Annotated in this window: 28 protein-coding genes and 1 pseudogene; 22 read left to right on the forward strand and 7 right to left on the reverse strand. The window is 37.8% G+C overall.

Annotated features, from left to right (window positions below):
* Positions 1-15: 15 nt before the first annotated feature.
* From INF28_RS06600 to INF28_RS06630, 7 genes are all read left to right on the forward strand, one after another.
* Complete coding sequence (locus INF28_RS06600; RefSeq protein ID WP_226392674.1) at positions 16-1365, forward strand: peptidoglycan-binding protein; 1350 nt, start codon at positions 16-18, stop codon at positions 1363-1365.
* Between the two features lie 84 nt (positions 1366-1449).
* Entirely contained in the window at positions 1450-1953 is a 504-nt protein-coding gene (locus INF28_RS06605) for an ECF transporter S component (protein WP_226392675.1), read from the forward strand.
* A 205-nt stretch (positions 1954-2158) separates the two neighbouring features.
* Positions 2159-2590, forward strand: coding sequence for a sigma-70 family RNA polymerase sigma factor (locus tag INF28_RS06610; RefSeq protein WP_404815151.1), 432 nt, complete (start codon positions 2159-2161; stop codon positions 2588-2590).
* Between the two features lie 32 nt (positions 2591-2622).
* Positions 2623-3108: a helix-turn-helix domain-containing protein gene (locus INF28_RS06615; RefSeq protein ID WP_226392676.1), complete on the forward strand. Its 486-nt coding sequence runs from the start codon at positions 2623-2625 to the stop codon at positions 3106-3108.
* A 35-nt stretch (positions 3109-3143) separates the two neighbouring features.
* Complete coding sequence (locus tag INF28_RS06620; protein WP_226392677.1) at positions 3144-3545, forward strand: hypothetical protein; 402 nt, start codon at positions 3144-3146, stop codon at positions 3543-3545.
* 11 nt (positions 3546-3556) lie between these two features.
* Positions 3557-4447, forward strand: coding sequence for a hypothetical protein (locus INF28_RS06625; RefSeq protein ID WP_226392678.1), 891 nt, complete (start codon positions 3557-3559; stop codon positions 4445-4447).
* Entirely contained in the window at positions 4434-4943 is a 510-nt protein-coding gene (locus INF28_RS06630; protein ID WP_226392679.1) for a hypothetical protein, read from the forward strand. Before INF28_RS06625 ends, INF28_RS06630 begins: the two co-directional genes overlap by 14 nt.
* Positions 4944-4959: 16 nt before the next feature.
* On the opposite strand, the gene INF28_RS06635 is transcribed toward INF28_RS06630, so the two are convergent.
* Both INF28_RS06635 and INF28_RS06640 read right to left on the reverse strand, forming a co-directional pair.
* Complete coding sequence (locus INF28_RS06635) at positions 4960-5148, reverse strand: hypothetical protein (RefSeq protein WP_226392680.1); 189 nt, start codon at positions 5146-5148, stop codon at positions 4960-4962.
* Between the two features lie 59 nt (positions 5149-5207).
* Positions 5208-6089 (reverse strand): rolling circle replication-associated protein, encoded by an 882-nt coding sequence (locus INF28_RS06640; RefSeq protein WP_226392681.1) that lies wholly within the window; start codon positions 6087-6089, stop codon positions 5208-5210.
* A 239-nt stretch (positions 6090-6328) separates the two neighbouring features.
* Between INF28_RS06640 and INF28_RS06645 the strand changes: the two genes are divergently transcribed.
* A complete protein-coding gene (locus INF28_RS06645) occupies positions 6329-6661 on the forward strand; it encodes a HEPN domain-containing protein (RefSeq protein WP_226392682.1) in 333 nt (110 codons plus the stop codon).
* A gap of 141 nt (positions 6662-6802) precedes the next feature.
* Complete coding sequence (locus tag INF28_RS06650; RefSeq protein ID WP_226392683.1) at positions 6803-7234, forward strand: hypothetical protein; 432 nt, start codon at positions 6803-6805, stop codon at positions 7232-7234.
* A 147-nt stretch (positions 7235-7381) separates the two neighbouring features.
* Here INF28_RS06650 and INF28_RS06655 read toward each other — a convergent pair whose 3' ends face one another.
* Positions 7382-7693, reverse strand: a complete 312-nt coding sequence (locus INF28_RS06655) for a helix-turn-helix domain-containing protein (RefSeq protein WP_226392684.1) — start codon at positions 7691-7693, stop codon at positions 7382-7384.
* 204 nt (positions 7694-7897) lie between these two features.
* On the opposite strand from INF28_RS06655, the gene INF28_RS06660 reads away from it, so the two are divergent.
* The 5 genes from INF28_RS06660 (at position 7898) to INF28_RS06680 (ending at position 10291) form a co-directional block, all read left to right on the forward strand.
* Positions 7898-8212: a hypothetical protein gene (locus INF28_RS06660; RefSeq protein ID WP_226392685.1), complete on the forward strand. Its 315-nt coding sequence runs from the start codon at positions 7898-7900 to the stop codon at positions 8210-8212.
* Entirely contained in the window at positions 8209-8754 is a 546-nt protein-coding gene (locus INF28_RS06665) for a hypothetical protein (protein WP_226392686.1), read from the forward strand. The genes INF28_RS06660 and INF28_RS06665 overlap by 4 nt, the downstream gene beginning before the upstream one ends.
* 20 nt (positions 8755-8774) lie before the next feature.
* Complete coding sequence (locus INF28_RS06670) at positions 8775-9737, forward strand: hypothetical protein (RefSeq protein WP_226392687.1); 963 nt, start codon at positions 8775-8777, stop codon at positions 9735-9737.
* A 112-nt stretch (positions 9738-9849) separates the two neighbouring features.
* Positions 9850-10107: a hypothetical protein gene (locus tag INF28_RS06675; protein WP_226392688.1), complete on the forward strand. Its 258-nt coding sequence runs from the start codon at positions 9850-9852 to the stop codon at positions 10105-10107.
* Positions 10091-10291 (forward strand): hypothetical protein, encoded by a 201-nt coding sequence (locus tag INF28_RS06680; protein ID WP_226392689.1) that lies wholly within the window; start codon positions 10091-10093, stop codon positions 10289-10291. The genes INF28_RS06675 and INF28_RS06680 overlap by 17 nt, the downstream gene beginning before the upstream one ends.
* Before the next feature lie 93 nt (positions 10292-10384).
* Here INF28_RS06680 and INF28_RS06685 read toward each other — a convergent pair whose 3' ends face one another.
* Entirely contained in the window at positions 10385-10930 is a 546-nt protein-coding gene (locus tag INF28_RS06685; protein ID WP_226392690.1) for a DUF6512 family protein, read from the reverse strand.
* Between the two features lie 152 nt (positions 10931-11082).
* On the opposite strand from INF28_RS06685, the pseudogene INF28_RS06690 reads away from it, so the two are divergent.
* The 4 genes and pseudogenes from INF28_RS06690 to INF28_RS06705 form a co-directional block, all read left to right on the forward strand.
* Positions 11083-11508: pseudogene (locus tag INF28_RS06690) on the forward strand (cupin domain-containing protein); the annotation flags it as partial.
* A gap of 212 nt (positions 11509-11720) precedes the next feature.
* On the forward strand, positions 11721-13430 hold the full coding sequence (locus INF28_RS06695; RefSeq protein ID WP_226392691.1) for a recombinase family protein: 1710 nt from the start codon (positions 11721-11723) through the stop codon (positions 13428-13430).
* Between the two features lie 7 nt (positions 13431-13437).
* Positions 13438-13794 (forward strand): sigma-70 family RNA polymerase sigma factor, encoded by a 357-nt coding sequence (locus INF28_RS06700; protein WP_226392709.1) that lies wholly within the window; start codon positions 13438-13440, stop codon positions 13792-13794.
* 82 nt (positions 13795-13876) lie between these two features.
* Positions 13877-15946 carry a vWA domain-containing protein gene (locus tag INF28_RS06705; protein ID WP_226392692.1) on the forward strand — a complete coding sequence of 690 codons (2070 nt, stop codon included), beginning with the start codon at positions 13877-13879 and terminating at the stop codon, positions 15944-15946.
* On the opposite strand, the gene INF28_RS06710 is transcribed toward INF28_RS06705, so the two are convergent.
* A complete protein-coding gene (locus tag INF28_RS06710) occupies positions 15941-16375 on the reverse strand; it encodes a UxaA family hydrolase (protein ID WP_226392710.1) in 435 nt (144 codons plus the stop codon). The genes INF28_RS06705 and INF28_RS06710 overlap by 6 nt on opposite strands.
* 58 nt (positions 16376-16433) lie before the next feature.
* Here INF28_RS06710 and INF28_RS06715 point away from each other — a divergent pair, with 58 nt between their 5' ends.
* The 3 genes from INF28_RS06715 to INF28_RS06725 all read left to right on the forward strand — a co-directional run bounded on the left by INF28_RS06715 (position 16434) and on the right by INF28_RS06725 (position 19230).
* Positions 16434-16775, forward strand: coding sequence for a helix-turn-helix transcriptional regulator (locus INF28_RS06715; protein ID WP_226392693.1), 342 nt, complete (start codon positions 16434-16436; stop codon positions 16773-16775).
* A gap of 119 nt (positions 16776-16894) precedes the next feature.
* Positions 16895-18397 (forward strand): DUF1846 domain-containing protein, encoded by a 1503-nt coding sequence (locus INF28_RS06720; protein WP_226392694.1) that lies wholly within the window; start codon positions 16895-16897, stop codon positions 18395-18397.
* A gap of 263 nt (positions 18398-18660) precedes the next feature.
* The gene (locus INF28_RS06725) at positions 18661-19230 is read left to right on the forward strand and encodes a biotin transporter BioY (RefSeq protein ID WP_226392695.1); all 570 of its coding nucleotides are present in this window, start codon (positions 18661-18663) and stop codon (positions 19228-19230) included.
* On the opposite strand, the gene INF28_RS06730 is transcribed toward INF28_RS06725, so the two are convergent.
* Positions 19221-20519, reverse strand: coding sequence for an MATE family efflux transporter (locus INF28_RS06730; RefSeq protein WP_404815152.1), 1299 nt, complete (start codon positions 20517-20519; stop codon positions 19221-19223). The two genes, INF28_RS06725 and INF28_RS06730, sit on opposite strands and share 10 nt — an antisense overlap.
* Before the next feature lie 73 nt (positions 20520-20592).
* The gene (locus INF28_RS06735; protein WP_226392697.1) at positions 20593-21048 is read right to left on the reverse strand and encodes a MarR family winged helix-turn-helix transcriptional regulator; all 456 of its coding nucleotides are present in this window, start codon (positions 21046-21048) and stop codon (positions 20593-20595) included.
* A gap of 142 nt (positions 21049-21190) precedes the next feature.
* Between INF28_RS06735 and INF28_RS06740 the strand changes: the two genes are divergently transcribed.
* Positions 21191-21940: an EAL domain-containing protein gene (locus INF28_RS06740; RefSeq protein ID WP_226392698.1), complete on the forward strand. Its 750-nt coding sequence runs from the start codon at positions 21191-21193 to the stop codon at positions 21938-21940.
* Positions 21941-21951 lie beyond the last annotated feature (11 nt).

Here is a 21951-nt window from a genome sequence, read left to right on the forward strand (position 1 = left end):
AAAAGGAGGACACATATGGCTGCTACATTTTATGTCCCGCAGAATATCACGGTTCATTTGGGAGCACCTGATGATACATCTGCACCTAATGTGACGGTTCCATTTGTTCAGTATATTAAAAATGTTGCTTCCAGTGAAATATATCCGACGTGGCCGGAAAGTGCAATCCGAGCCAATATTTATGCACAGATCAGTTATGCGCTCAATCGTATTTTTACTGAACATTATCGTTCGCGCGGATATAATTTTGATATAACAAATTCGACCCAATATGATCAGGCTTATATTCATGGACGGGATATTTTTGAAAATATCAGTCAAATTGTAGATGATATTTTTAATGATTATATTGTACGGCAGGGCAAAATTGATCCATTGTTTGCGCGGTATTGCAATGGGACAACTTCGGTATGCCCTGGTGGTCTTTCTCAATGGGGAACCGTAGAACTGGCAAAGCAGGGATATACCCCTTATGAAATTTTGTCTTATTATTTTGGTGAGGATATCAATATCATTACGGATGCCCCAGTCGCCGATATGCCGGAGAGTTATCCGGGTACTCCGCTGCGGTTGGGAAGTTATGGGGAAGCAGTGAACCGAATTCAAATTTATTTGAACCGGATTGCAAAAAATTATCCGGCTATTCCTAAAATTGAGTATCCTGATGGTGTATTTGATTTGGAAACAGAGGCGGCGGTCAAGGAGTTTCAGCGTATATTTAATTTAACGCAGGATGGTATTGTCGGTAAAGCAACATGGTATAAGATATTTTATATTTTTACTACGGTAAAGCGATTAGCGGAATTGGATTCAGAAGGAATTACATTGGAAAGCGTAAGTCGGCAGTATAAAAATGCGCTAACATTCGGTGACCGGGGTGAAGGGGTAAGATTAATACAGTATTTTTTAAATGTTATTGCAGAATTTAATGATTACATACCAGCGATTAATATTGATGGAATATTTGGTCCAGCTACACAGAATGCAGTAAAAGCCTTTCAGCAATCAGCTGGGTTGCCTGAAACTGGTGTGGTTGATGAGACCACCTGGAACGCGTTGCTTGAAAATTATAATACGGTAATACAAGGATTGCCACCCGATTATAGAGTCGGCGGTGCGGTTGTCTATCCAGGCGAAATTCTTCGCCGAGGCATGAGCGGAGAAAATATCCGGTTGCTACAGTCTTATCTAACAAAAATAGCAGACACCGATTCGGATATCCCTAAAATACCAGTTACAGGCTATTTCGGCGAAGAAACGGAAAAAGCGGTTTTAGCGTTTCAAAAAAAATATGGTATACCAGCCCGGGGGATTGTGGGTCTTAATACATGGAATGCTATTGCAAAGCAGTATGATGCATTATAGTATTTGGGATTGACAAGACCTGTGGCAGGTGCTATAATAGCTCCTTAATGATACTGGAGAGTGTCAGCGTGAGGAGATGTTCTTATGAAACAGGTATTGAGCTTAAAAAAATTTGTACGTATTGCTATGTTAACGGCTTTAGCTGCTGTACTTACAATGTTTCCGCAAATTCCAACAGGCACTGGAGGGTATGTACACTTCGGAGATAGTATCATTTATTTGGCAGCGGTTTTTATGGGACCTTGGGCCGGAGCTGCTGTGGGCGCAATTGGACATAGTATAGCCGATTTGATGAGCGGATACGCTATATTTGCTTTTCCTACATTTGTGATTAAAGGCTGTATCGGTTATACGGTCGGTAAAATTGTTTCTGGAAAATTGCAGCCCAAAAGAATGATCATGGCTGCATTAGCTGCTTTAGGAATCGTAACTTTTGGTTATTTTTTGGCTGAATGGCCGATGTATGGCATTGCAGCAGCTGTGGTTGTTTTTATTTCATCACCTGTGCAGTGGCTTATGAGTATTGTGGCATCTGCATTTTTCATTCCGATAGTGCAAAAGATCAGCCATCAAATTGGACTAAAATAGTGGTGATACAAAGTAGACGCTTTTCTTTATGGAAAGCGTTTTTTTCTTTGAAAAAATAATGTATCATTCCATAACATTATACAGTAAGAAAGACAAATAAGCAAGAGCAAACTTGAAAAGCATAGCAAAAACTTAATTGGGACTTGCAAAATTAGATGAAATTTGCATAAAAATGAATGAAGATAATTTTTAGGAGGTGCAGTTTATGTTTGGGTTTTTATTTCAATGCCTGCAGTCGATTACGCTTTTGCTGTCTTACCTTTCTGGAAACCATTCTTTCCCCAAACCGTTGACGGCGGAGGAAGAACGGGAATGTTTGCTGCGTTGTCAGCAGGGAGATATAGAAGCGAGAAATAAATTAATTGAGCATAATTTACGTCTTGTGGCGCATATTGCAAAAAAATATACAGGTAGCGTTCGAGATCATGAAGATATTCTTTCTGTTGGTACCATTGGGCTGATAAAAGGAATTTCCAGTTTTGATCCTAGTAAAGGCACTCGCCTTGCAACCTATGCAGCAAGATGTGTAGATAAACCGACCCTATCAAGTTGGCTCTTTTTGAGGCTGAAGGGGAAAGATTTGCTCCTTTTTCAGAAAAATGGCGGTTGCTATATCAATTTCAGAATTTGTATCTGATGTTGAAACGGACAGCAAAGGGAACAAAGATTATGCCGTTGTATATACATTCCTTCCGATTCGTTACGCCCCATACTGTTACAGAAGCCCAGCGGTTCAATTTATTACACCCCGATCCTGAAAGTTGTACGCATGTGTCGGACAAGCTCCGTTATTATCGCTATCAGAATAATTTGTTTCAGTCAGACGTTGCAGAATATGTCGGGATGGATAGGGCAACCTATTCCAGTTATGAAGAATATGGACGGGACTACTACCCGATAGAAAACATGCAAAAAATCGCCAAGCTGTTCGGCGTTCCTGTTACCGAATTGCTTGACGATTATAATTTGTTTTTATACAACGGACAGGGACAGCAAGTGAAGAAAATCCGTAAGTCCCTGCATCTTACCCAAGCCCAGTTTGCTCAAAGAATGGGCGTTCAAACCGGTATGGTAAAACGATGGGAACAGGGAAAAGTAAGGATATTTAAGAAAATATTTGAAAGTTTAATTGAATTAAAAGTTGACAACATTTGAATTATTTGGTATTATAATTCAAAGGAGATGATTACATGAATTTTTCAAGTAATGCAGAGGAAATACGGCATTATATAATGGAATTTTTATCCAATACAAATGGCTCTCATTCCAGAACAGAAATATTTAATTATGTATTAAAAACGTCTGGAAAGAACTATACTCAAGGTATGCTTACCGGTGCGCTAAAATCACTCGTTGATAATAACGACAAAGTGGTTTGTAAGAAAAGAGGATGGTATGAGCTTGAGTCTATTAATATGGGTGATAGTCAGATTTTACCACGTATTTTAAAGATACTAAGCCAAACCAAAAAAGAATTAAATGAAGCATGTACCGTTAATTTGTTGGTTAGTTCACCTAAAGATTTAGAAATAACTGATAAAATTTCAGCATTGATTACTCTAATAGATGAGATTATCTTAAGCTTGAAATAGGGGGTAATAAAATGAGAGGAAATATATCGTTTGCTAGTTATAGATATTTCATAATTCCGATGGAACAAATTTCATTATTTGATATAGTTGAAGAAAAAAGGAAAGAAAGTGTCAATAAGTTTTTTAAGCGTTTAGAGAGCGAGAAAAAATTAACTTTTACTTTAGAAAAACGCAAACATATTTTATTTTATAATCGGATGGTTAATAAAAATATATTAATATGTAAATTTAGTCGTGAAAGTTTTGAGACTAGATATCAAGAAGGCGAAGAAGATATTGAAGATTTTTTAGAGCCGAACTTTCCATTCATTTTTCTTATCATTGATACAGAGCGGCAAATTATTTTAATGGAAATTAAAACCAATGTGTTTTCATCTATAGAGGCCGCTAAAAATAAACTTGAAAAATGTATTAACGATGTATTTGCAATATCGGGGTTTGAAGTAAAATTAGAAGAAATTTCTGATGAAGATGGTTTTTGGAATTATGTAGATGGGGCAACCGGCATATATGGATTGACATTAAAAATGAATTCGCCTAATTTATTTGGCGGCTACATAGATACAAATGAAATGTTGAGAGAAATTAATCAAGAATATAACAATACAGGAACCTCTATTGGTATAACAAATAAAAAACCACAAATTCAAAACGTTAATAAAGATAACAAAAAATTGGCTAATGCAATTAAATATGTGTCAGGTGGAGGTGGCGAATGGACCTTGACCGCAGAGACGAAGAATGGAAAGAGAACATTTCGTAGTAAACACAATGTTAAGAAAGTAAGCATTAAACATTTAGAAGAATCAAACGATAAAAATTCTATTAATAAAGAAATTATTGATTCATTAGAATCCGTTGAGACAATTTTAATTAGGAGAAAGCAAAATGAAGATAAATAAAAGAATAATGGTAATTGTAATTGTTGCTATATCTTTTTTAATTTCAGTTGCTTTGTCGTTAGTTTTACCTAGCGATATATTAATAGTCGAAGATGAATTTAGTATTACATTTTTAGGAGTTATCCTAGGGATTGAAATCACTATTTTGACTTTTATATACTCTTCCTTAAGTACCATCCAAAGTTTTATTGATAAACTATATGGAAAGAAAGATATTGAAAAATCAACAAAAGTTAATAATTTACTATTGTCAGCATTTAATGAATTAATAGAAGATGTCAAATTTGTTTTCATTGCTTATCTATTGCTAATTGTGTTTATAATAATATTTAATATTGATTTTCCATATATTCATTGGCCATTTAAAATATTAAGTAAGGACTGTGTGAATATAATATTAAAAGTTTGGATAATGATTAATATATTAGTCGCCACAATAGACAGTTTCTTCACCCTCACAAATATTATGAAATTAGCCACATTCCGAAAAAAATGATTAAACACAAAAGCGGTCAGGTAATCTGGCCGCTTTGTTTGTCTATTGAGTTTTTCAAGGATTCTATCAATTCCATTTTCCGCTCCATTGGGTAATTCTGACGATTGAGGTAATTGTTCACCGCCTCAATATGTACGGAAGCAACCCGTTTTTTCAATTCCTCTATATCTGACATATCCTTAGAATAGTGCATAATCACATTCATCAACAAACCTCCCATCACACCATCAATTCAATATATGATAGACTGCCTGTACGATATGGCTAACAGCGTGGTTTTTTGTATTGTTCATAATTGATGACATTTAGGACAGTTTGTTCGCCTGAACTGTCCTGATGGATAATTTTCTTGGAATATCCGACAACTTCCTCGTAGTCCCGTACCAGTTTCCGAGCTTCGCAATACTTCATTTTTACAGGTTTTGGACGTTTGATTCCTCTGGAACAACGGTAAATTCTGAAATGGGCAGGATAGAAACGTAGTCTACTCCCCTTGATCTCACTCTTTGTTACAGGACCATCATCAACAGGGGTTATGGTGTCTGCGTCAGCAAGCCGGGCATAGAAGTAAGCACCGAAGTTATCTACAAAGGGAAGCCGTTTCACAAAAGCAAATCCATGCGGCCACAATTTGTCTAATATTGATTTTGGAATGTATAGTTCGTTCCCATCCGATTGTTTCAATAGAATGTGCATATGCCATGAGCCGGTTCCCTGCGGTTCAGCAATGCAGACATATTCAAAAGAGTAATAATAGCGTAAAGCGGTTTTGAAACGGTTGAAATCCTCATAAAGCCTAGTAGTGTCATTCATCCATGTTGCATAAGTAAGGGTTAAAAACAGTTCGGAATCATCACCGCTAAAGTTAAGATTGATAATCCGTCTAAGGGTTGTTAAAGACTTACGAATACCATCAGTAGAATCCATTCGTTTGTCGTACTTGTTGTAAGAACCATACGTTCCGGTTTTTGAATTGTAATAACGGTTTCCAGTTTGTCTATGGCAATAAATGAGTTTATTGGAATCAGACCGTTTGGTAACAATCTCTACAATATTTCCATTCATATAAACCGTTGCAGGTGTCTGACTGTGAAGTTCTACTAACTCTCCTCTCTCTATAAAAGTTTTCTCATCATAAACATTCATGTCATATCCCCTCTCTAAAAATGTTTTTAGGTTACAGAGGGATATAACGGATTGACATATGAATTCCGTCAAAAAAGATTTCATTTTTTGTGTTAAACCCTAAAACTAAATATAAATAAAGATGGGATTGAAAATATTGACAAATGATGATATAATACAAATATTCCGGAGAACGAAATGGGAAACTATTGGAAGCAGGTTAACCGTATTGGGAGCAGAATTGGATTGACTCATGTATCATGAATACAATTGCTCCAAAAGATAAGCAGTTTTTTGACAACCATCGAAAGAGATTGCCGTTTTATCGCAATGTGGCAATGATGGGGTGTTCGTCTATGGAAGCTAAGAAGGATTCATCCCGATATTGGTTAGAGCAGGCGGAACAACACCTAAAATCTGCAAAAATATTTGATTGTAAAGGCGATGCCAACCGTTTCTACGACTGTGTATTTCATTGCATGAGAAGCATACTCGCTTTGGAAGAGTTAAATTTCAATAAACACTCCGGGCTGCTTACATATTTTAGAAAAGAGTACATTAAAACGGGCAAATTTAGATGTTGTCCTGTCTGATATCATCACAGACGTTTTTCAGATACGGACAGAAAGTGATTATGATGATTATTATGTAGTAAGCAAGGCTGAAGTGGAAGAACAGATAAAAAATGTTGACTATTTTATTTAGCAGATAAAAAAGTATTTGGAGGATTTACTATGAGAGTTTGGGGAATGGGCAGTTATTGGAATGATTCTGAACCCAAAAATAAGATAGAGGATTTTATTAAAAATCAAGTTGCTTCTATTGGTTGGACGAAAGAAAATGCGCCTGCATTATATAATATGGTACAAGAAATGGAAAAGGGAGATATTATATACATAAAATCTTATGTTATGAAAAAACGAGAGTTAAGAATCAAGGCCATTGGGATCATAACCGATAAAAAGTTATTAAATATAGAAAATTTAAACGACCAGTGTTTCAGTGTAAATTGGCTCAAGAAGCCAGAAGACAATTTGCCAGTCATAAAAATGGAACCCAGATATTTGCGATATAATGTGTATAGTTGTACACTATATCCTGAATACAACGAAGAAATTGCTGAAAAAATAAGAGAAATGGCTGGTTTCCCAAAAGATTATAAATAATTAAAATGCACTCTACTATACAGTGGGGTGCATTTTGTGTCTATACAGTCCTGTAAGCGTACAAATGACTTATAGGACTTTTTATTTTATTTCAGCGGACAGGTTGCCGCATGTGAGTAACAGACGGTTTAGAGGACAAATTAAGGATTATTCATCATTCGTCTGTTTTCCACGAAAGCAATTAGCTACATCAATTAAAACAGACACTTCCTTTTCCGACAAATCATCTATATTTAATACTGCTCCATGTTCCATGCCGAGCAGATAATCGGTTGAAACATTGAATAGCTTTGCCAGTTCAACAATGTATTGAGTAGACGGAACAGACAAGCCCATTTCCCAACCGTTAATACTGGAGCGGGTCAGCCCCAGTTTTCGAGCAAGTTCTGCTTGAGTCATTCCAAGTTGTTCACGAATGGTTTTAATTTTTTCGGATAACAAAAACAATTCCTTTGCCATGACATCACCTCATCTCTATACAATAATTTTATTATAGTCAAAATGATGTTTCTTTATCATTTAGATGTTATAACTTGACAATTATATAGAATTACATTATAATGATATTATGGTTACATGGTTTTATCCTATAAAATAACATTTGAAAAAAGCAGGAAATTGTAATTACCAGCCGAATTCATTTCTTGAAGGAGGTGAATTCGCATGAAATCAAGCACTATAGCCATACTCGGTCTTGCTGCGCTACATGCTGTACCAAAGATTTTTGATATTGAATGTCCTCTTTGTAGGTCGTGGTGTTCTCTGTCGGAAGTCAAACGAGAGGAAACAGGGAGTTGTAATTTGACGATGAAAAAACGGAGAATGCTAAAACGTGGATATGGTAAAGGTATTCCCGTTGTCCGCACTTATTATGAAGTAACCTTCCTATGCAAACGGTGTGGGGAAACGGTAGTTCGGCAGGAGTATAGAGATATGGAAGATATGAGAAATCTTTTAAGAAAGGGGATTGAATTATGAACTGTCGTATTTGTAAAAAAGAGATAAAAGATGGTACATTATGTAACAAATGCCTTAAATCCCTTGATGACGAATTGATGACGATAGAAGAACGCAGCCAAAGAAATGAAATGGTAAAAAGCGAACATGACAGACATTTGGCTATAGGCAGTTTAATGGTTATTATAGGGATTATTGGCCTTTTTGTAGGTATTATCATTTCTCCTTTATTTGTTGTAGCCATATGTTTAATTGTCTTCGGAGCAATTTATTTTCTTATAGGTTTTTTTAAAAACACTTCATTTTGTCCCGCATGTCAAAGAAAAAAATGTTTAGAAGATATTAGCAGGGATTTAATAGGTGAATTTCAAACAACCATTAGAGAAAGACGAAAAATTGAACGGACAAGACATGAGGGCGGACGGGTTGTAGGTGGTTATCCAGAAACTTATGAAATGGAAGTAGATGCCCCTGCTGTAGAAAGGCACTACAGGATAACATATAAGTGTAATAAGTGTGGATATATAGGCACAAGAGAAGAATCTGAAACGGTTAAAATTTAACATGATATGGAGTTTATAAAATGGATAGATTTTGTACCAAATGCGGAAATAAACTAAAAGAAAATAGCTCTAAATGCGAGAAATGCGGTTTTATCAGTATCGATGCAGGGCTTTCAAAAGTAGCTGAAAAAATAAAAAATTATGATTATAAAGGAAAGTTTCATCAATTTAAAGAATTTACAAAAGATAAAACAGAAAATTTAAAACAGAAATATACCCAATATGCCGAGCAAGAAAAACGCCGCAGAGAAGAGGCGGAAAAACAAGCTGAAATATTGCGGCAACAAACGGAAAATTTACAGAAACAAGCTGCTGAGGCAGAACAAAAAGCTGAAATTGATAGAAAAAACAGCATAGTTATACGAAGCAGTTTATCTGCAAAGTTTGGATATAGTTTTACTTATGGAATCAAGGAATTTATAGATCGTTTTAATAAAGCCTTAGATATGGCTATCAATTTACCTAAAATGAAAAGTATAATGGAAAATAGGGAATTTTCCAATTTTTTCGCTAGTATTAGAATATATTCTTTAAGTGATTTTGAGTATAAAGAAATTTGGGATGAAGAAGTATGGGCAAAATCCGTCTTGAAGAAATCAAATGCAGAAAAGGTTTATATAAAAAATCTAACAGGGTATGATATTCGTTTAGTTATTAGTACAGATGAAATTGAAAATATAGAGTGGACAAAAATTTATTGTCATTCAAAATATATCAGTAATGATGAATGGCATAAATTAGTTGAATCATTATTTGTTATCATAACGATGGCTTTATTCAATAACGAATCTTATGAAACAGCCTTGTTTAAGATAAATGAGGCTGAAGAAATGTGTGAATACTACGCAGCCAATAAGTCCAATAATAAAGGGAAATCTATGTCAACACAAGCACAATATATAATTGACAGAAATACGAAATCAGATGTTGATGATTTATCTTATTCTTATATGATAATACCTGTCAACAATGGTGCATTATAATAATTTATGATAGGTGCCTTGCCAAGTTGCAGGGCACTTATTTATTATCTCAATAAAATGTATACATCCTCTGCCTGAATAAATGAAGTTATGAACGGAAGGAGATGATAAAATGATACCGATTGTTGAAAAGCTTGAAAATGTTGAGGTGAAAGTATCGGCTAATGTAGAGGATACCACCGATATTATATTATTAAATTTTCAAATTGTATTGAATTGCATGATGGAAGCAAAGAATCTTGTTATGGAGCTTCATGGTGAAAGTGTCATGACAGATGTATTAGATGATTGTATAAAGAAAATGAACATTCTTATCAATTCAAATCCAAAAATAAAAGAGGATGGTGAATATTATGGTAAAAATAATTGAAAAGTCAGAATGCAATAAGGCTCTGTCTGCTGATGAAGTCATAGCGGCAAATCTTGCTATGGTTGCTGACGGGCTGGCAACGCTCCGACAGTTTTTTCAGCCCAATTCAGAAGATGATGTTATTGCTTTTGAGTTAGAATCATGTCGTAGAAAGATTGCAAAAATTAGAAAACAGGTGCTATAAATCCATCTTATTTGCAAGTTGTTTTTAAATTTTGAATTGCCGCTATGCCTTGATCAATGTTGTAAGACAAAAGAAACCGTATGATATTATAACTTAAAATTGGATTCCATAACTGCCGGTTAAACCATCCTGAAATAAGGGAATGTGCGGAGGGAAAAATGTAAACAGCATAAACAGCAGTACAAGTGCAATGAAAACGGCAATCACAAATTTCGCATGGATTCCTTTGCTATTTTGATAGATATGTAGCCCCAAAAATTGCCCAAAGATGAGAGACAATAACAATATTAGGATATCCACCCACAAAAGTTCCACACCGAAGGCTTCGGTATAAAAATAGTAAAGCATAGGCATCGTAAACAGTGATGTCAGCAATGCGGCCAAAGCGCCTCCAAACCACTTGTTTTTGTCAAGATCGTACTGTTTGCCTCGGAAACAATAGTAGAGCGACCACCAAAGAATGACTGGCCAAAGTACCATTTTGGTATGCTCCCAAATGCTTTCGTTGACAGGCGCAAATAATCCCACAATCGGGCTTTCCCCTAAGATGTTGTATGCAAAATGCAGGATAGCGCCAATTAAAAACAGGATAGGGATTCCGATTAAAACCCATTTTTCAGGTTTCGATAAAGCTTTCATTTTGATCATTCGCCTCCTTATGATATGTTTCGTATCAGTTTATGTTTCAAACAGCCACAATATGACACAGTTGTTGTATACGAACGATTTTCTGTATACCCACATATTATGTTCAGTAGGAGGTGAGGAAGGTGAATCAAAACAGATACCATAACCGTGTTCCGGAAATAAAGGATTATGGTCCGGAACCACTGATTGTAAACATTGACAGCTTTGCGAAAATGAACAACAACTACCGGACAGCATTATGGACCGGAGAACATTTACAGGTGACATTGATGAGTATTCCGGTTGGCGGAGATATCGGCCTGGAGATGCATGACAATCTTGACCAGTTCATACGGATTGAAAATGGATATGCGCTGGTTCAAATGGGAAAAGACCCGGACGTTTTAAATGACCAGCAAAGAGTGAACAGTAACTATGCAGTTCTTGTTCCAGCAGGTACATGGCATAATATTATCAATATTGGCCGTATGCCGCTTAAGTTGTATTCCATTTATGCGCCGCCGCAACATCCGTTTGGAACGGTTCATAAAACCAAAGAAGCGGCAGAATTAGCAGAAAAGCAAAAGTAATTGGCGTTTTGGGAGATCGATTTTCCCTAAGTACTTATTTAAAACAAATTGTAAAAAAGATTGCCATGAGAAGCCTTACCGTTCTCATGGCATTTTTTTATGCGAATTCGCAAAAAAGTTTTTGCTTTTTCGGTTGGTTTTTGCTATAATATAAATAGAGCCATTATGTGTGGTTAGAAATAAAAGCATAACATAAGGTGAGGGAATATCCAATGAATGAGAAACAAAATCCATGTATCGCCATATACTCCAGAAAATCCCGCTTCACAGGAAAGGGCGAAAGTATCGAGAATCAGATTGAATTATGCAAAAAATATATTGACGTAAACTATCCCAACACACCGGAGGAAAATATATTTATCTATGAGGACGAAGGGTTTTCTGGTGGAAACACGGAACGTCCGCAGTTTCAAAAGATGATGGAGGACGCAAGGAAAAAGAAGTTTAGCGTTATCATTTGTTACCGGTTAGACCGTATCAGCCGTAACATCGGCGATTTTGCGAAACTGATTGACGAGTTTAAAGCCCTCAAAATTTCGTTTGAATCCATCAAAGAAAAATTTGATACTGATTCTTCTTTGGGACGTGCTATGATGTATATTGCTTCGGTATTTTCCCAGTTGGAACGGGAAACCATAGCGGAACGTATCCGGGATAATATGCACGAACTTGCAAAAACTGGACGCTGGCTCGGAGGGAATACGCCAACGGGCTATCAATCAACCCAGGTACAAAAAGTAACGGTTGACGGGAAAAAGCGGAGCGCCTACAAATTAGACATTGTGCAGGACGAAATGGAGCTTGTTAAAACGATTTACAGCCGATTCCTGGAAATGAACAGTCTGACAAAGGTAGAAACCTACTTGATACAAAACCATATGAAAACGAAAATGGGAAAGGATTTCACCCGATTTTCCATTAAAGCGATTTTACAAAATCCCGTTTATATGATAGCGGATATGGACGCATGGAATTATTATGAAAAATTAGGCGTAGAGCTATATGCGGATAAAACAGAGTTTGATGGCAGACATGGAATCATGGCCTATAACAAAACCATTCAGCAAGCGGGAAAGGCAAATCAGTTCCGCAACATGGACGAGTGGATTATCGCAGTCGGGAAACACGAAGGCGTGATTTCAGGAAAGGAGTGGGTAACGGTGCAGAATTATTTAGAACAAAACGCATCAAAAGCGTATCGAAAGCCAAAAAGTACAATGGCTCTATTGTCAGGCTTGCTCTATTGTGGACATTGCGGAAGTTATATGCGCCCCAAGGTATATAACACCGAATATGCAGAGGGCGAAAAACGCTATTCGTATCTATGCGAGATGAAAGAGAAAAGCCGTATGCAGGAATGCAATATGAAAAATCCTAATGGAAATGTGCTCGACAGGGCGATTTGTGAGGAAGTTAAAAAATTATCCGAAAACAGTTCCGAATTTGTAAAGCAGTTGGAGGAAAGCAAGAAAGCCATTAAGGCCAATACCAGCGAGTATGATAGACGGATGGAACATTTTAAAAATTCGCTGGCAGACAATGAAAAAGAAATTAAAGCCTTGGTTTCCAAACTGGCAGAAACGGAAGGGACTGCCGCAAACGGATATATCACCGACCAGATAAACGAATTACACGAAAAGAACGAATCCATCAAAAAGAGTATGGAAGAACTGGAAAGCCTTACAAAAGAAAATGTGTTGTCCCACGAAGAATTTGATATTCTCCGGGAATTGCTATCGTCGTTTGCGTCCACATTTGATACCATGACGATAGAACAAAAACGGATGGCAATTCGCAATTTCGTTAAGAAAATTGTTTGGGACGGTGAGAATGTTCATGTGTATTTGTTTGGGGCGAATGAAGATGAAATAGAACTTCCTAACGAAGCGGAAACAGAGCCGTCAAGAGGGGGTAGCAAATGAAATCTTGATGCTTTTACGTTCCAGAAAAAAAGAGCAAGGAGATGTATCCCTAAATGAATCAATTGGTACGGATAAAGAGGGAAATCAGGTTATGCTCCTTGATGTTATGAGCAGTGATGATGTTGATGTATTTGATGAAATTAATACAAGCATGGAAGTAAAACAGCTTTACAGCAATATTTGTCAGGAGCTGGATCCACGAGAACGACAGGTAATACTTTTGCGCTATGGTTTAATTGATGGACGATGTTTGCCGCAACGGGAAATTGCCAAACAATTAAAAATTTCCCGGTCCTATGTATCAAGAATTGAAAAAAAAGCAGTGACAAAACTGAGAAAGGGAATTTGCGAAGAAAAAAAATAATTTAATCTTTTTACAGAAGTTCTTGCATGTTTGGGAAAAATCGTTTACAATGGAAAAAATATTTATTGTTTTGGGGGAACAAATGAAGTTTTTAAAAAAAATTACTATTTCTGGAGAGTTTCGTCTAGCTTATGTGCTCCTTTTAATGCAGTATACCTTTTATAATGATAGTAAAGGACATATAGGGGGGCGTTATGTCTTTCCCATGCCGGAAGAAATTGTGATTCGAGATCTGCAGATACTGACAGCAGGAAAAACAGTGCTTCGTGCTTCCATTCAGCCGGCCTGTTTGCCCGAATTACAAGAGTTTGGTGTTAAGTTACTTCAACTTACTCCGCAGACTTATTGTCTGCAAATGGATTCTGTTGCCCCGGGAGAAGAATTTCAACTTCAGATGCAAGGAGTCATGCCGCTTCAGATAGCGGGAAATGGATACAGATTTGTTTTTCCTTTAGGATTTTTACTTCCGGGAATGGAACAGCAAAAGATGGAATGTTGTCCGGTGGAAATGGATTTTACTTTGGCTCCTGCGCCGGACACAGTATGGTCTCCTACGCATCAGTTACAGATACACAGAAAAGAAAGGGAAATGGAGATTTTTTGCTTGACAGAGGCAGGGAAAGATTTTGCACTGGATGTGAAACAGGATCATCCGGTGCCAGTAAGCCTTTTGAGGGAAAACATGAATGAAGGAATTGGAATCTATCGGCTGTGTACCATCAATAAGAATCTATATTTAGAAAAACGTAGATCTTCTGTTTGGTTGCTGCTTGATCTGAGCGGAATTCATTCCGAGGAAAAAACCAATGCAGTGAAGGAACTTTTGTATCGAGCCGTAGAGTCTTTGCCAGAGGACATTTTGATACATATTTGGTGTACTTCGGAAAAGCTTCCGGTGTTTCATGGATTTCGGATGGCGCAGTCAGAGGATCAGATATTTTCTGTTCTAGAAAAAACGGACAATGGAAAAGGTAGCCTCGCAGAAATGTTTTTGAATCTTTCGACATGTAAAGACTTGCAAAGCGGTGATTTGGTTCTATTGTTTACGGGAGGATCTCCGGCACAGCCAGAAGCCGCATTAAAAATGAAAAAAAAACTGCCTGCTGTACACTTGATGACAACTGGTGCAGTGGCAAATACAGAGTTTGTGCATCGCTGGAAAAATGGACAAGGTGGAGAAAAATGTGTTCATGTACATTTTTATGAACAAGAAGCGCCTCAGTATAGGCTCCCTGATATTATAAATCGCTTGCTTTATCCATCTATTGTTCCTTTGGTTACGGCAGAAGATGGAGTGACAGAAGAAATGCTGACTTTGCCTGATGCGACTTTGGGTATGGATGGGTATGTGGATGTAGCCGTGCGATATACTGGGCGGGCTCCAATGCGTTTCGCATTGTGGGTAGATGGAAAGAAAAAAGAAGTTTGCAGTGCAATCCATAGTCCAGTTTTTCGAAATTTACCTGCAGCAGATGCCCTTTTTGGAATGTATAAAACAGAGCATTTGAAAACATTGCTGAACAAAACAGAAGTTTCATCTCACAGGAGAATTAAACAGGAAATGTTGGAAACTGGCCTGCGTTTTCGAATGATAAATAGCGAAACGGTTTTTGCTATTGATTATGGGGAGAAAATAAATGCGGTTCCCATTGTATTTTATTCTAGTATATCTGAGGGAATGGAGGAATACCAGAATCGGCCGTCTATTTTCGGTGAAGAGGAATCTGGACTTTGTTTACAGCCCGGAAAGAAAAAAATACTGATTTCGTATTGTCAACAAATTATATTGCAAGGGATTTGTAGTGACGGATCCATTGCGGCTCCATATGTATACGGAAGAGAAAAACGAGGTCTGCAGACAGCATATTCCTGTCTTGCGCTTTCTTTCTGCATTGCAGAAGCGGAAGGAAAATATAAAGCAGTTTTAAAACAAGTGTACGCGGATGCAGAAGCGTATTTAAAAAGCAATCCCCCGAAGGGAATCGCAGGATTTTTATTAGATGAAAAAGAAGATATGAAACAGAAACTATACCTGCATCGTAAAGAGATTCATCGAATGCTTCCGGCTGTTCATGAACTTTGGCGACGACTTAAAAATTGCCCAAACGATGCTGAAGCTGCTGCCTGCTTGCTTCTTCAATGTTTTTTATAAGGTTACGCCGTCTTTAAAAATAGAGATTTCGCGGTATCCGTATTGTTCGTTTTTGGTTTTTTTGCCGCTGGCAATTTCCATACAGGACTGAAATAGAGTATTGGCGGTTTCGGTTGGATCTGCCCCGGATATCAAAATTCCGGCGTCAAAATCAATCCACCGGCTTTTATGCTTGGCGAGAGTAGAATTTGTAGAAATTTTTACCGTGGGGATTGGATTGCCTAATGGAGTCCCCCGGCCGGTGGTAAACAGTATCATATGTGCTCCGGCGGCAGTTAGATTGATAACAACCACCATATCGTTGCCCGGCCCGTTGAGCAGATGTAGCCCGGGCACGGTAAGGATTTTCCCATAATCTAAAACATTAACTACAGTAGAACGGCCGTCCTTTTGGACGCAACCAAGTGATTTTTCTTCTAAGGTTGAAATGCCCCCATTTTAAGCCGACTTTTAGCATGGAGGCAGGAAGAAGCGGTTCTCTTTTTGTTTGAGACGCTGGGGTAAGCTGGAACCAGCGAGACAAGAAAGCGGAAGAAAAGAAAAGGTGCAGAAGATGGTTCGTTATATCAATACGCATTACATGGAGGATATTACCCTGCTAAAGCTGTCAGATCAGTTTTATATGAGCAGTACATATCTAAGTCGAACCTTTCGTAAAGTTATGGGGATGACCTATTCGGAATATTTGATTCGGGTGCGTATCAGACAGGACATTCATTTATTAAATCATACGAAAATGAGGGTAACAGAAATTGTACAAAAAACTGGGTTCCATTCGGATAATCACTTTTGTAAGATGTTCCTTCAGATTACCGGAGCATTGCTTTGAAATATCGTATATCAATACGTGAAAAATAATAAATCTTTTTCAGCGAGGGCTTGCAACTTTCTAAATTTTTTTGTATAATATTTCATTGGATAAGAATATGCAGGGAGAGGTGTCAGACGATGTGCAAGATTGGGTTTGATAATGAAAAGTATCTTCGGATGCAGTCCGAACATATCCGGGATCGTATCGCGCAGTTTGGCGGTAAGCTATATCTTGAATTTGGCGGAAAGCTGTTTGATGACTTTCATGCTTCTCGTGTACTTCCGGGTTTTCAGCCGGATAGCAAGCTGCGGATGTTGCTGCAGTTAAAAGACCGTGTGGAGATCGTGATTGCGATTAATGCAGCTGATATAGAAAAGAATAAACTTCGTGGGGATTTGGGAATCACTTATGATTTAGATGTGATCCGTCTGATTGACTGTTTCCGCACCATTGGATTGTATGTGGGCAGTGTGGTGATGACACAATTTCAGGGACAGGCTGTTGCAGAGGCGTTTCAAAAGCGTCTGGAATCTTTGGGCGTGCGTGTATATCGGCATTATCCAATAGATGGATATCCTTCTGATATTGCTAAAATTGTCAGCGATGAAGGGTATGGGAAAAATGAATATATTGAAACCAGCCGGGAATTGGTTGTGGTGACTGCGCCGGGACCGGGAAGTGGAAAAATGGCCACCTGTTTATCTCAATTATATCATGATTATAAGAGGAATATTCAGGCGGGATATGCCAAGTTTGAAACCTTTCCAATTTGGAATTTACCTTTGAAGCATCCAGTAAATCTGGCATATGAAGCAGCTACTGTGGATTTGAATGATGTTAATATGATTGACCCATTTCATTTGGAAGCCTACGGAGAAACGACTGTAAATTATAATCGGGATGTTGAAATTTTTCCGGTTGTAACAGCTATGTTTGAAAAGATTACGGGAAAATGCCCGTATAAATCTCCCACGGATATGGGTGTCAACATGGCGGGCAACTGTATTATTGATGATGAGGTTGTGCGTCAGGCCTCCTGTCAGGAAATTCTAAGACGTTATTACACAGCGTTGTGTGATCAGCGCAAGGGTTTGGCTGATGAAGAAATGATTTTTAAACTGGAGCTTTTGATGAAGAAAGCCGGAATTACTGTGCATGATAGGGCGGTTATTGCACCGGCCCTTCAGAAGGCAGCTTTGACGGGATCTCCGGCCGCGGCATTGCAGCTTCATGATGGAACGATCATAACTGGGAAAACTTCGGATTTGTTGGGAGCTTCTTCGGCGTTGCTTTTGAATACTTTGAAAACGCTTGCTGGAATTAAGGATGAAATACATTTGATTTCTCCAGTTATTATTGAACCGATTCAGCATTTAAAAGTGGATCATTTGGGTAATAGAAATCCGCGGCTTCATACCGATGAGGCTTTGATTGCACTATCCATTTGTGCAGCTACGGATCCCACTGCCGAGCTGGCTATGGAACAGCTTTACAAGCTCCGCGGCTGTGAAGTCCATTCTTCAGTGATTTTGTCTGCCGTCGACGAAAAGGTGTTTCGGCGGCTTGGCGTAAATCTTACCTGTGAACCAGCATATCAGACGATGAACGATAATGATAGCAAGGATTTTGCCTCTGTTTAAATAAAAGAAAAATGTTTTGACACAAGTGAAATCATTTAATAAGAAACTGATCAATAACGGTCCTGAAATCTGCAGTGACCGTTATTTTTTGTGCTTAGAATTTTAGATGGTGTTGTGGCAATTTTGTTTCTGTAAATATCTGTTTTTATTTGCAATGTTTTTTTAAAATAATATTGCAAAATGTAAACTATATAAAAATAATTAGTTTACATTTAAATAAATATATGATATAATGCCTAAAGTCAAAAGGAAGGGTGATCATTATGAAACGTTTAGTTTTAACGCCACAAGCATTATGTATGTGTGCATTGTTTACGGCTCTGATTGCTGTTGGAGCCTTTATTCGTATACCATTGCCGGTGATTCCGTTTACTTTACAAACATTGTTCATTATGCTGGCAGGACTGCTCCTTGGAAGGCGTGGCGCTTTAATAAGTTGTGGAGCGTATTTTATTTTGGGTATGATAGGAGTACCTATTTTTACGCAGGGAGGTGGTTTTGGATATATTTTCAAGCCAACTTTTGGGTATTTGATCGGATTCGTTATAAGTGCCTGGATCATCGGGGCAGTAGCTTATTATCGAGTACAGCAGCCTTCTTACTTACGCATGTTAATGGCTTCTTTTGCAGGTTTGGCAGTTATTTATCTGTTGGGAACAGTATACTATTATTTTCTCGCAGTTTATTATATGGGAAAAACGGTTGCTGTCTGGCCGTTATTGGTCAGTTGTGTATTTATGACTTTGCCAACCGATATTGTCAGTGCTTTGGCTGCTGCGTTTCTGGCAAGACGCCTTTTACCGTGGGTGCGCCGGTATAGGGTTCAGTTGTAGCTGTAAACCTTTCTTTTGTTTACCAGAAAGAAAAAGGTGACTGCTGCGGCTGAAATCTCGGCAAAGGTAATCGCAAGCCAAATGCCGTCTATGCCCCATAGTACTGGAAGAAAAAGAATACAGATGACCTGAAACAGCAATGTTCGTAAAAAAGAGATGGCGGCAGAAACAAAGCCGTTGTTGAGCGCGGTAAAGAAAGCGGAGCCAAAAATATTAAAGCCAGTAATCAAAAAAGATATGGAGTATATCTGAAAGCCGCGACAGGTCATGATCAATAGTGTTTTGTCATAGCTGACAAAAATAAGAGAAAGCGGTTTTGCCAAAAGCTCAGCAAAACAGGTCAGAAAGATGCCGGCTGCGCCGATTAGAACCATGCTTTTCCGCAGCAAATTTTTCAATTCGTTATGATTTTCTTCCCCGTAATGAAATCCGATTACTGGTGCAATGCCGATGGAATAACCGATAAAGACGGCCAAAAAAATGAAATTGACGTACATGATTACTCCGTAAGCGGCGATACCGTTTTCTCCTGCCATTTTTATCAACTGAAAATTATACAGAATGTTTACCAGTGACAATGATAGGTTGGTCATGAGTTCTGAAGAACCGTTAGTGCATACTTTGATAAGCATATTTAATTCAAAGGCAGGTTTTACAATTTGCAGTAGACTATCATTTTTCCGTGCGAAGTAAAAAAGAGGGAGGATGCCTCCCACACATTGGCTGATAACCGTTGCAGCTGCTGCCCCTGCTGTGCCCCAGTGGAAGACTGCTACAAACAGTGCGTCAAGTACAATATTGGTGCACCCGGCTGTAACGGTAATACCAAGGCCTAAGGTAGGTTTTTCTGCAGTAATAAAAAAGCTTTGAAAAACATTTTGTAGCATAAATGCAGTTTGAAATGACAAAAGAATACTCCCATAAATGATACAATCATTCATCATCTGTTCTTCTGCACCTAAAGCGGCCGCAATGGGACGCAGCCAGATAAGCCCGGGTATGGTAAGAAGCAGACCAATAATGATGGTGCTCCAGACTAAGGCAGAAAAATAGCGATTTGCTTTGTTTCGGTCTCCTTTTCCTAAAGTTTTGGATACGATAGCACTGCCACCAGTGCCGATCATAAAGCCTATTGTTCCAAGCCCCATTAATAAGGGCATGATAAGATTAATGGCGGCAAATGGGGTTTTCCCGGCAAAATTTGATACAAACAGTCCGTCTATAACACCATAGATAGAAGTGAAAAGCATCATCATCACAGAGGGAAAAACAAATTTTATTAATCTCATAAAGGTGAAGTGGTCGGATAGTTGAATTCGCATATATATCTTTCGCTTTCTTTCATTATTTAGGAGAACAAAGTCATGAGCATAAAAGTTCTCCAGCTTCTTCTTTTAAAAATTCCAAATACTGATGATACATGTTCAAAAACAAGTTACATTCTTTTTCTGAAAACCGCGCGAAGGCTTTTTCCTCTATTTTTAATATTGGATCTATAGTATTCTGCATCAGTTTTTCACCAGTTTGTGTTAAAAGAATTTGTTTGTTTTTCTTATTGTTTTCATTGGATGAAAGAACAATATAACCGTTTTTTTCTAATTTTTTCAAAGCAGAGTTTACGGTTTGTTTGCTTAAGAAAAGCAAATTACAGATTTCTTTTTGCGTATATATTTTTTCAGTTTCTCTTAAAATATATAAAATCCAAAATGCACAGTCTGACAACCCGAAATGTCGGGCCAGATGATGGTATAACTGATCATTTTCTTTATAGATACTATTATATACAATTAAAAAATTTCTTTCTCTGGTCTTTTGCAAGCAAAGTACCTCCTTTTGGTAAAAAAACTGAACTTTTAATATTATAGTCTGATTTCGGACTTTTGTCAAGTGTATTTGTGCATAGGATAAATGGTTATGGAAATGCTATACATAGAAACTATGGCTTAAGGAAGAAAAAGACATGGAAATAAATTTTAAACATGCGTTTGCAAATCAGGAATTATGCGTATGGTATGAGCCACAGGTAGATATGCAGACAGGCAAAATATGTGGTGCAGAGGCTTTGGTTCGGCGGCAGAAGAATGGAAGGCAGATTTCGCCGCTTAATTTTATTCCTGCATTGGAAGAAAGCGGGCAAATTGTTGAACTGGATCGGGAGGTGCTTCGGGTGGTATGCCGCGATATTCGTGAGGCAAAGCGGAGGGGTGCTTGTCTGGGACCGATTTCTGTGAATTTGTCAAGAAGGCATATGGGGCAATGTGATGCAGCTGAAGAATTGATTAAAATCACAGAAGAAAATGGAGCGGAAAAAGAAGATATTGTTTTTGAACTTACAGAAACGGCTGTATGCCGCGATGATAAGGAAGATTTAGAACAATTTATGGGAAAACTGTCACAATGGGGATTTCAAATATCATTGGATGATTTTGGTATTGGTTTTTCGGCCTTAAAGTTATTGGCAGATATTCCTTTTCATATTTTAAAACTGGATCGGTATTTTGTAAGCAGGATTGGAGATCCCCGTATAGAAATTATTTTAAGTGCTACAGTCGATTTGGCACGGAAGCTGGGGATCAATGTAATTGCTGAGGGAGTAGAAAATACGACGCAAATACGTTTTTTGTTGGAAAATAGCTGTTTTACAGGACAAGGATATTATTTTTTTAAACCAATGCCTCAATCTGAGTATTTGAAACAACTGCTGTCTTAAGAAAGGAAATT

Source organism: Ructibacterium gallinarum, assembly GCF_014982785.1.
GTDB lineage: Bacteria > Bacillota > Clostridia > Monoglobales > Monoglobaceae > Ructibacterium > Ructibacterium gallinarum.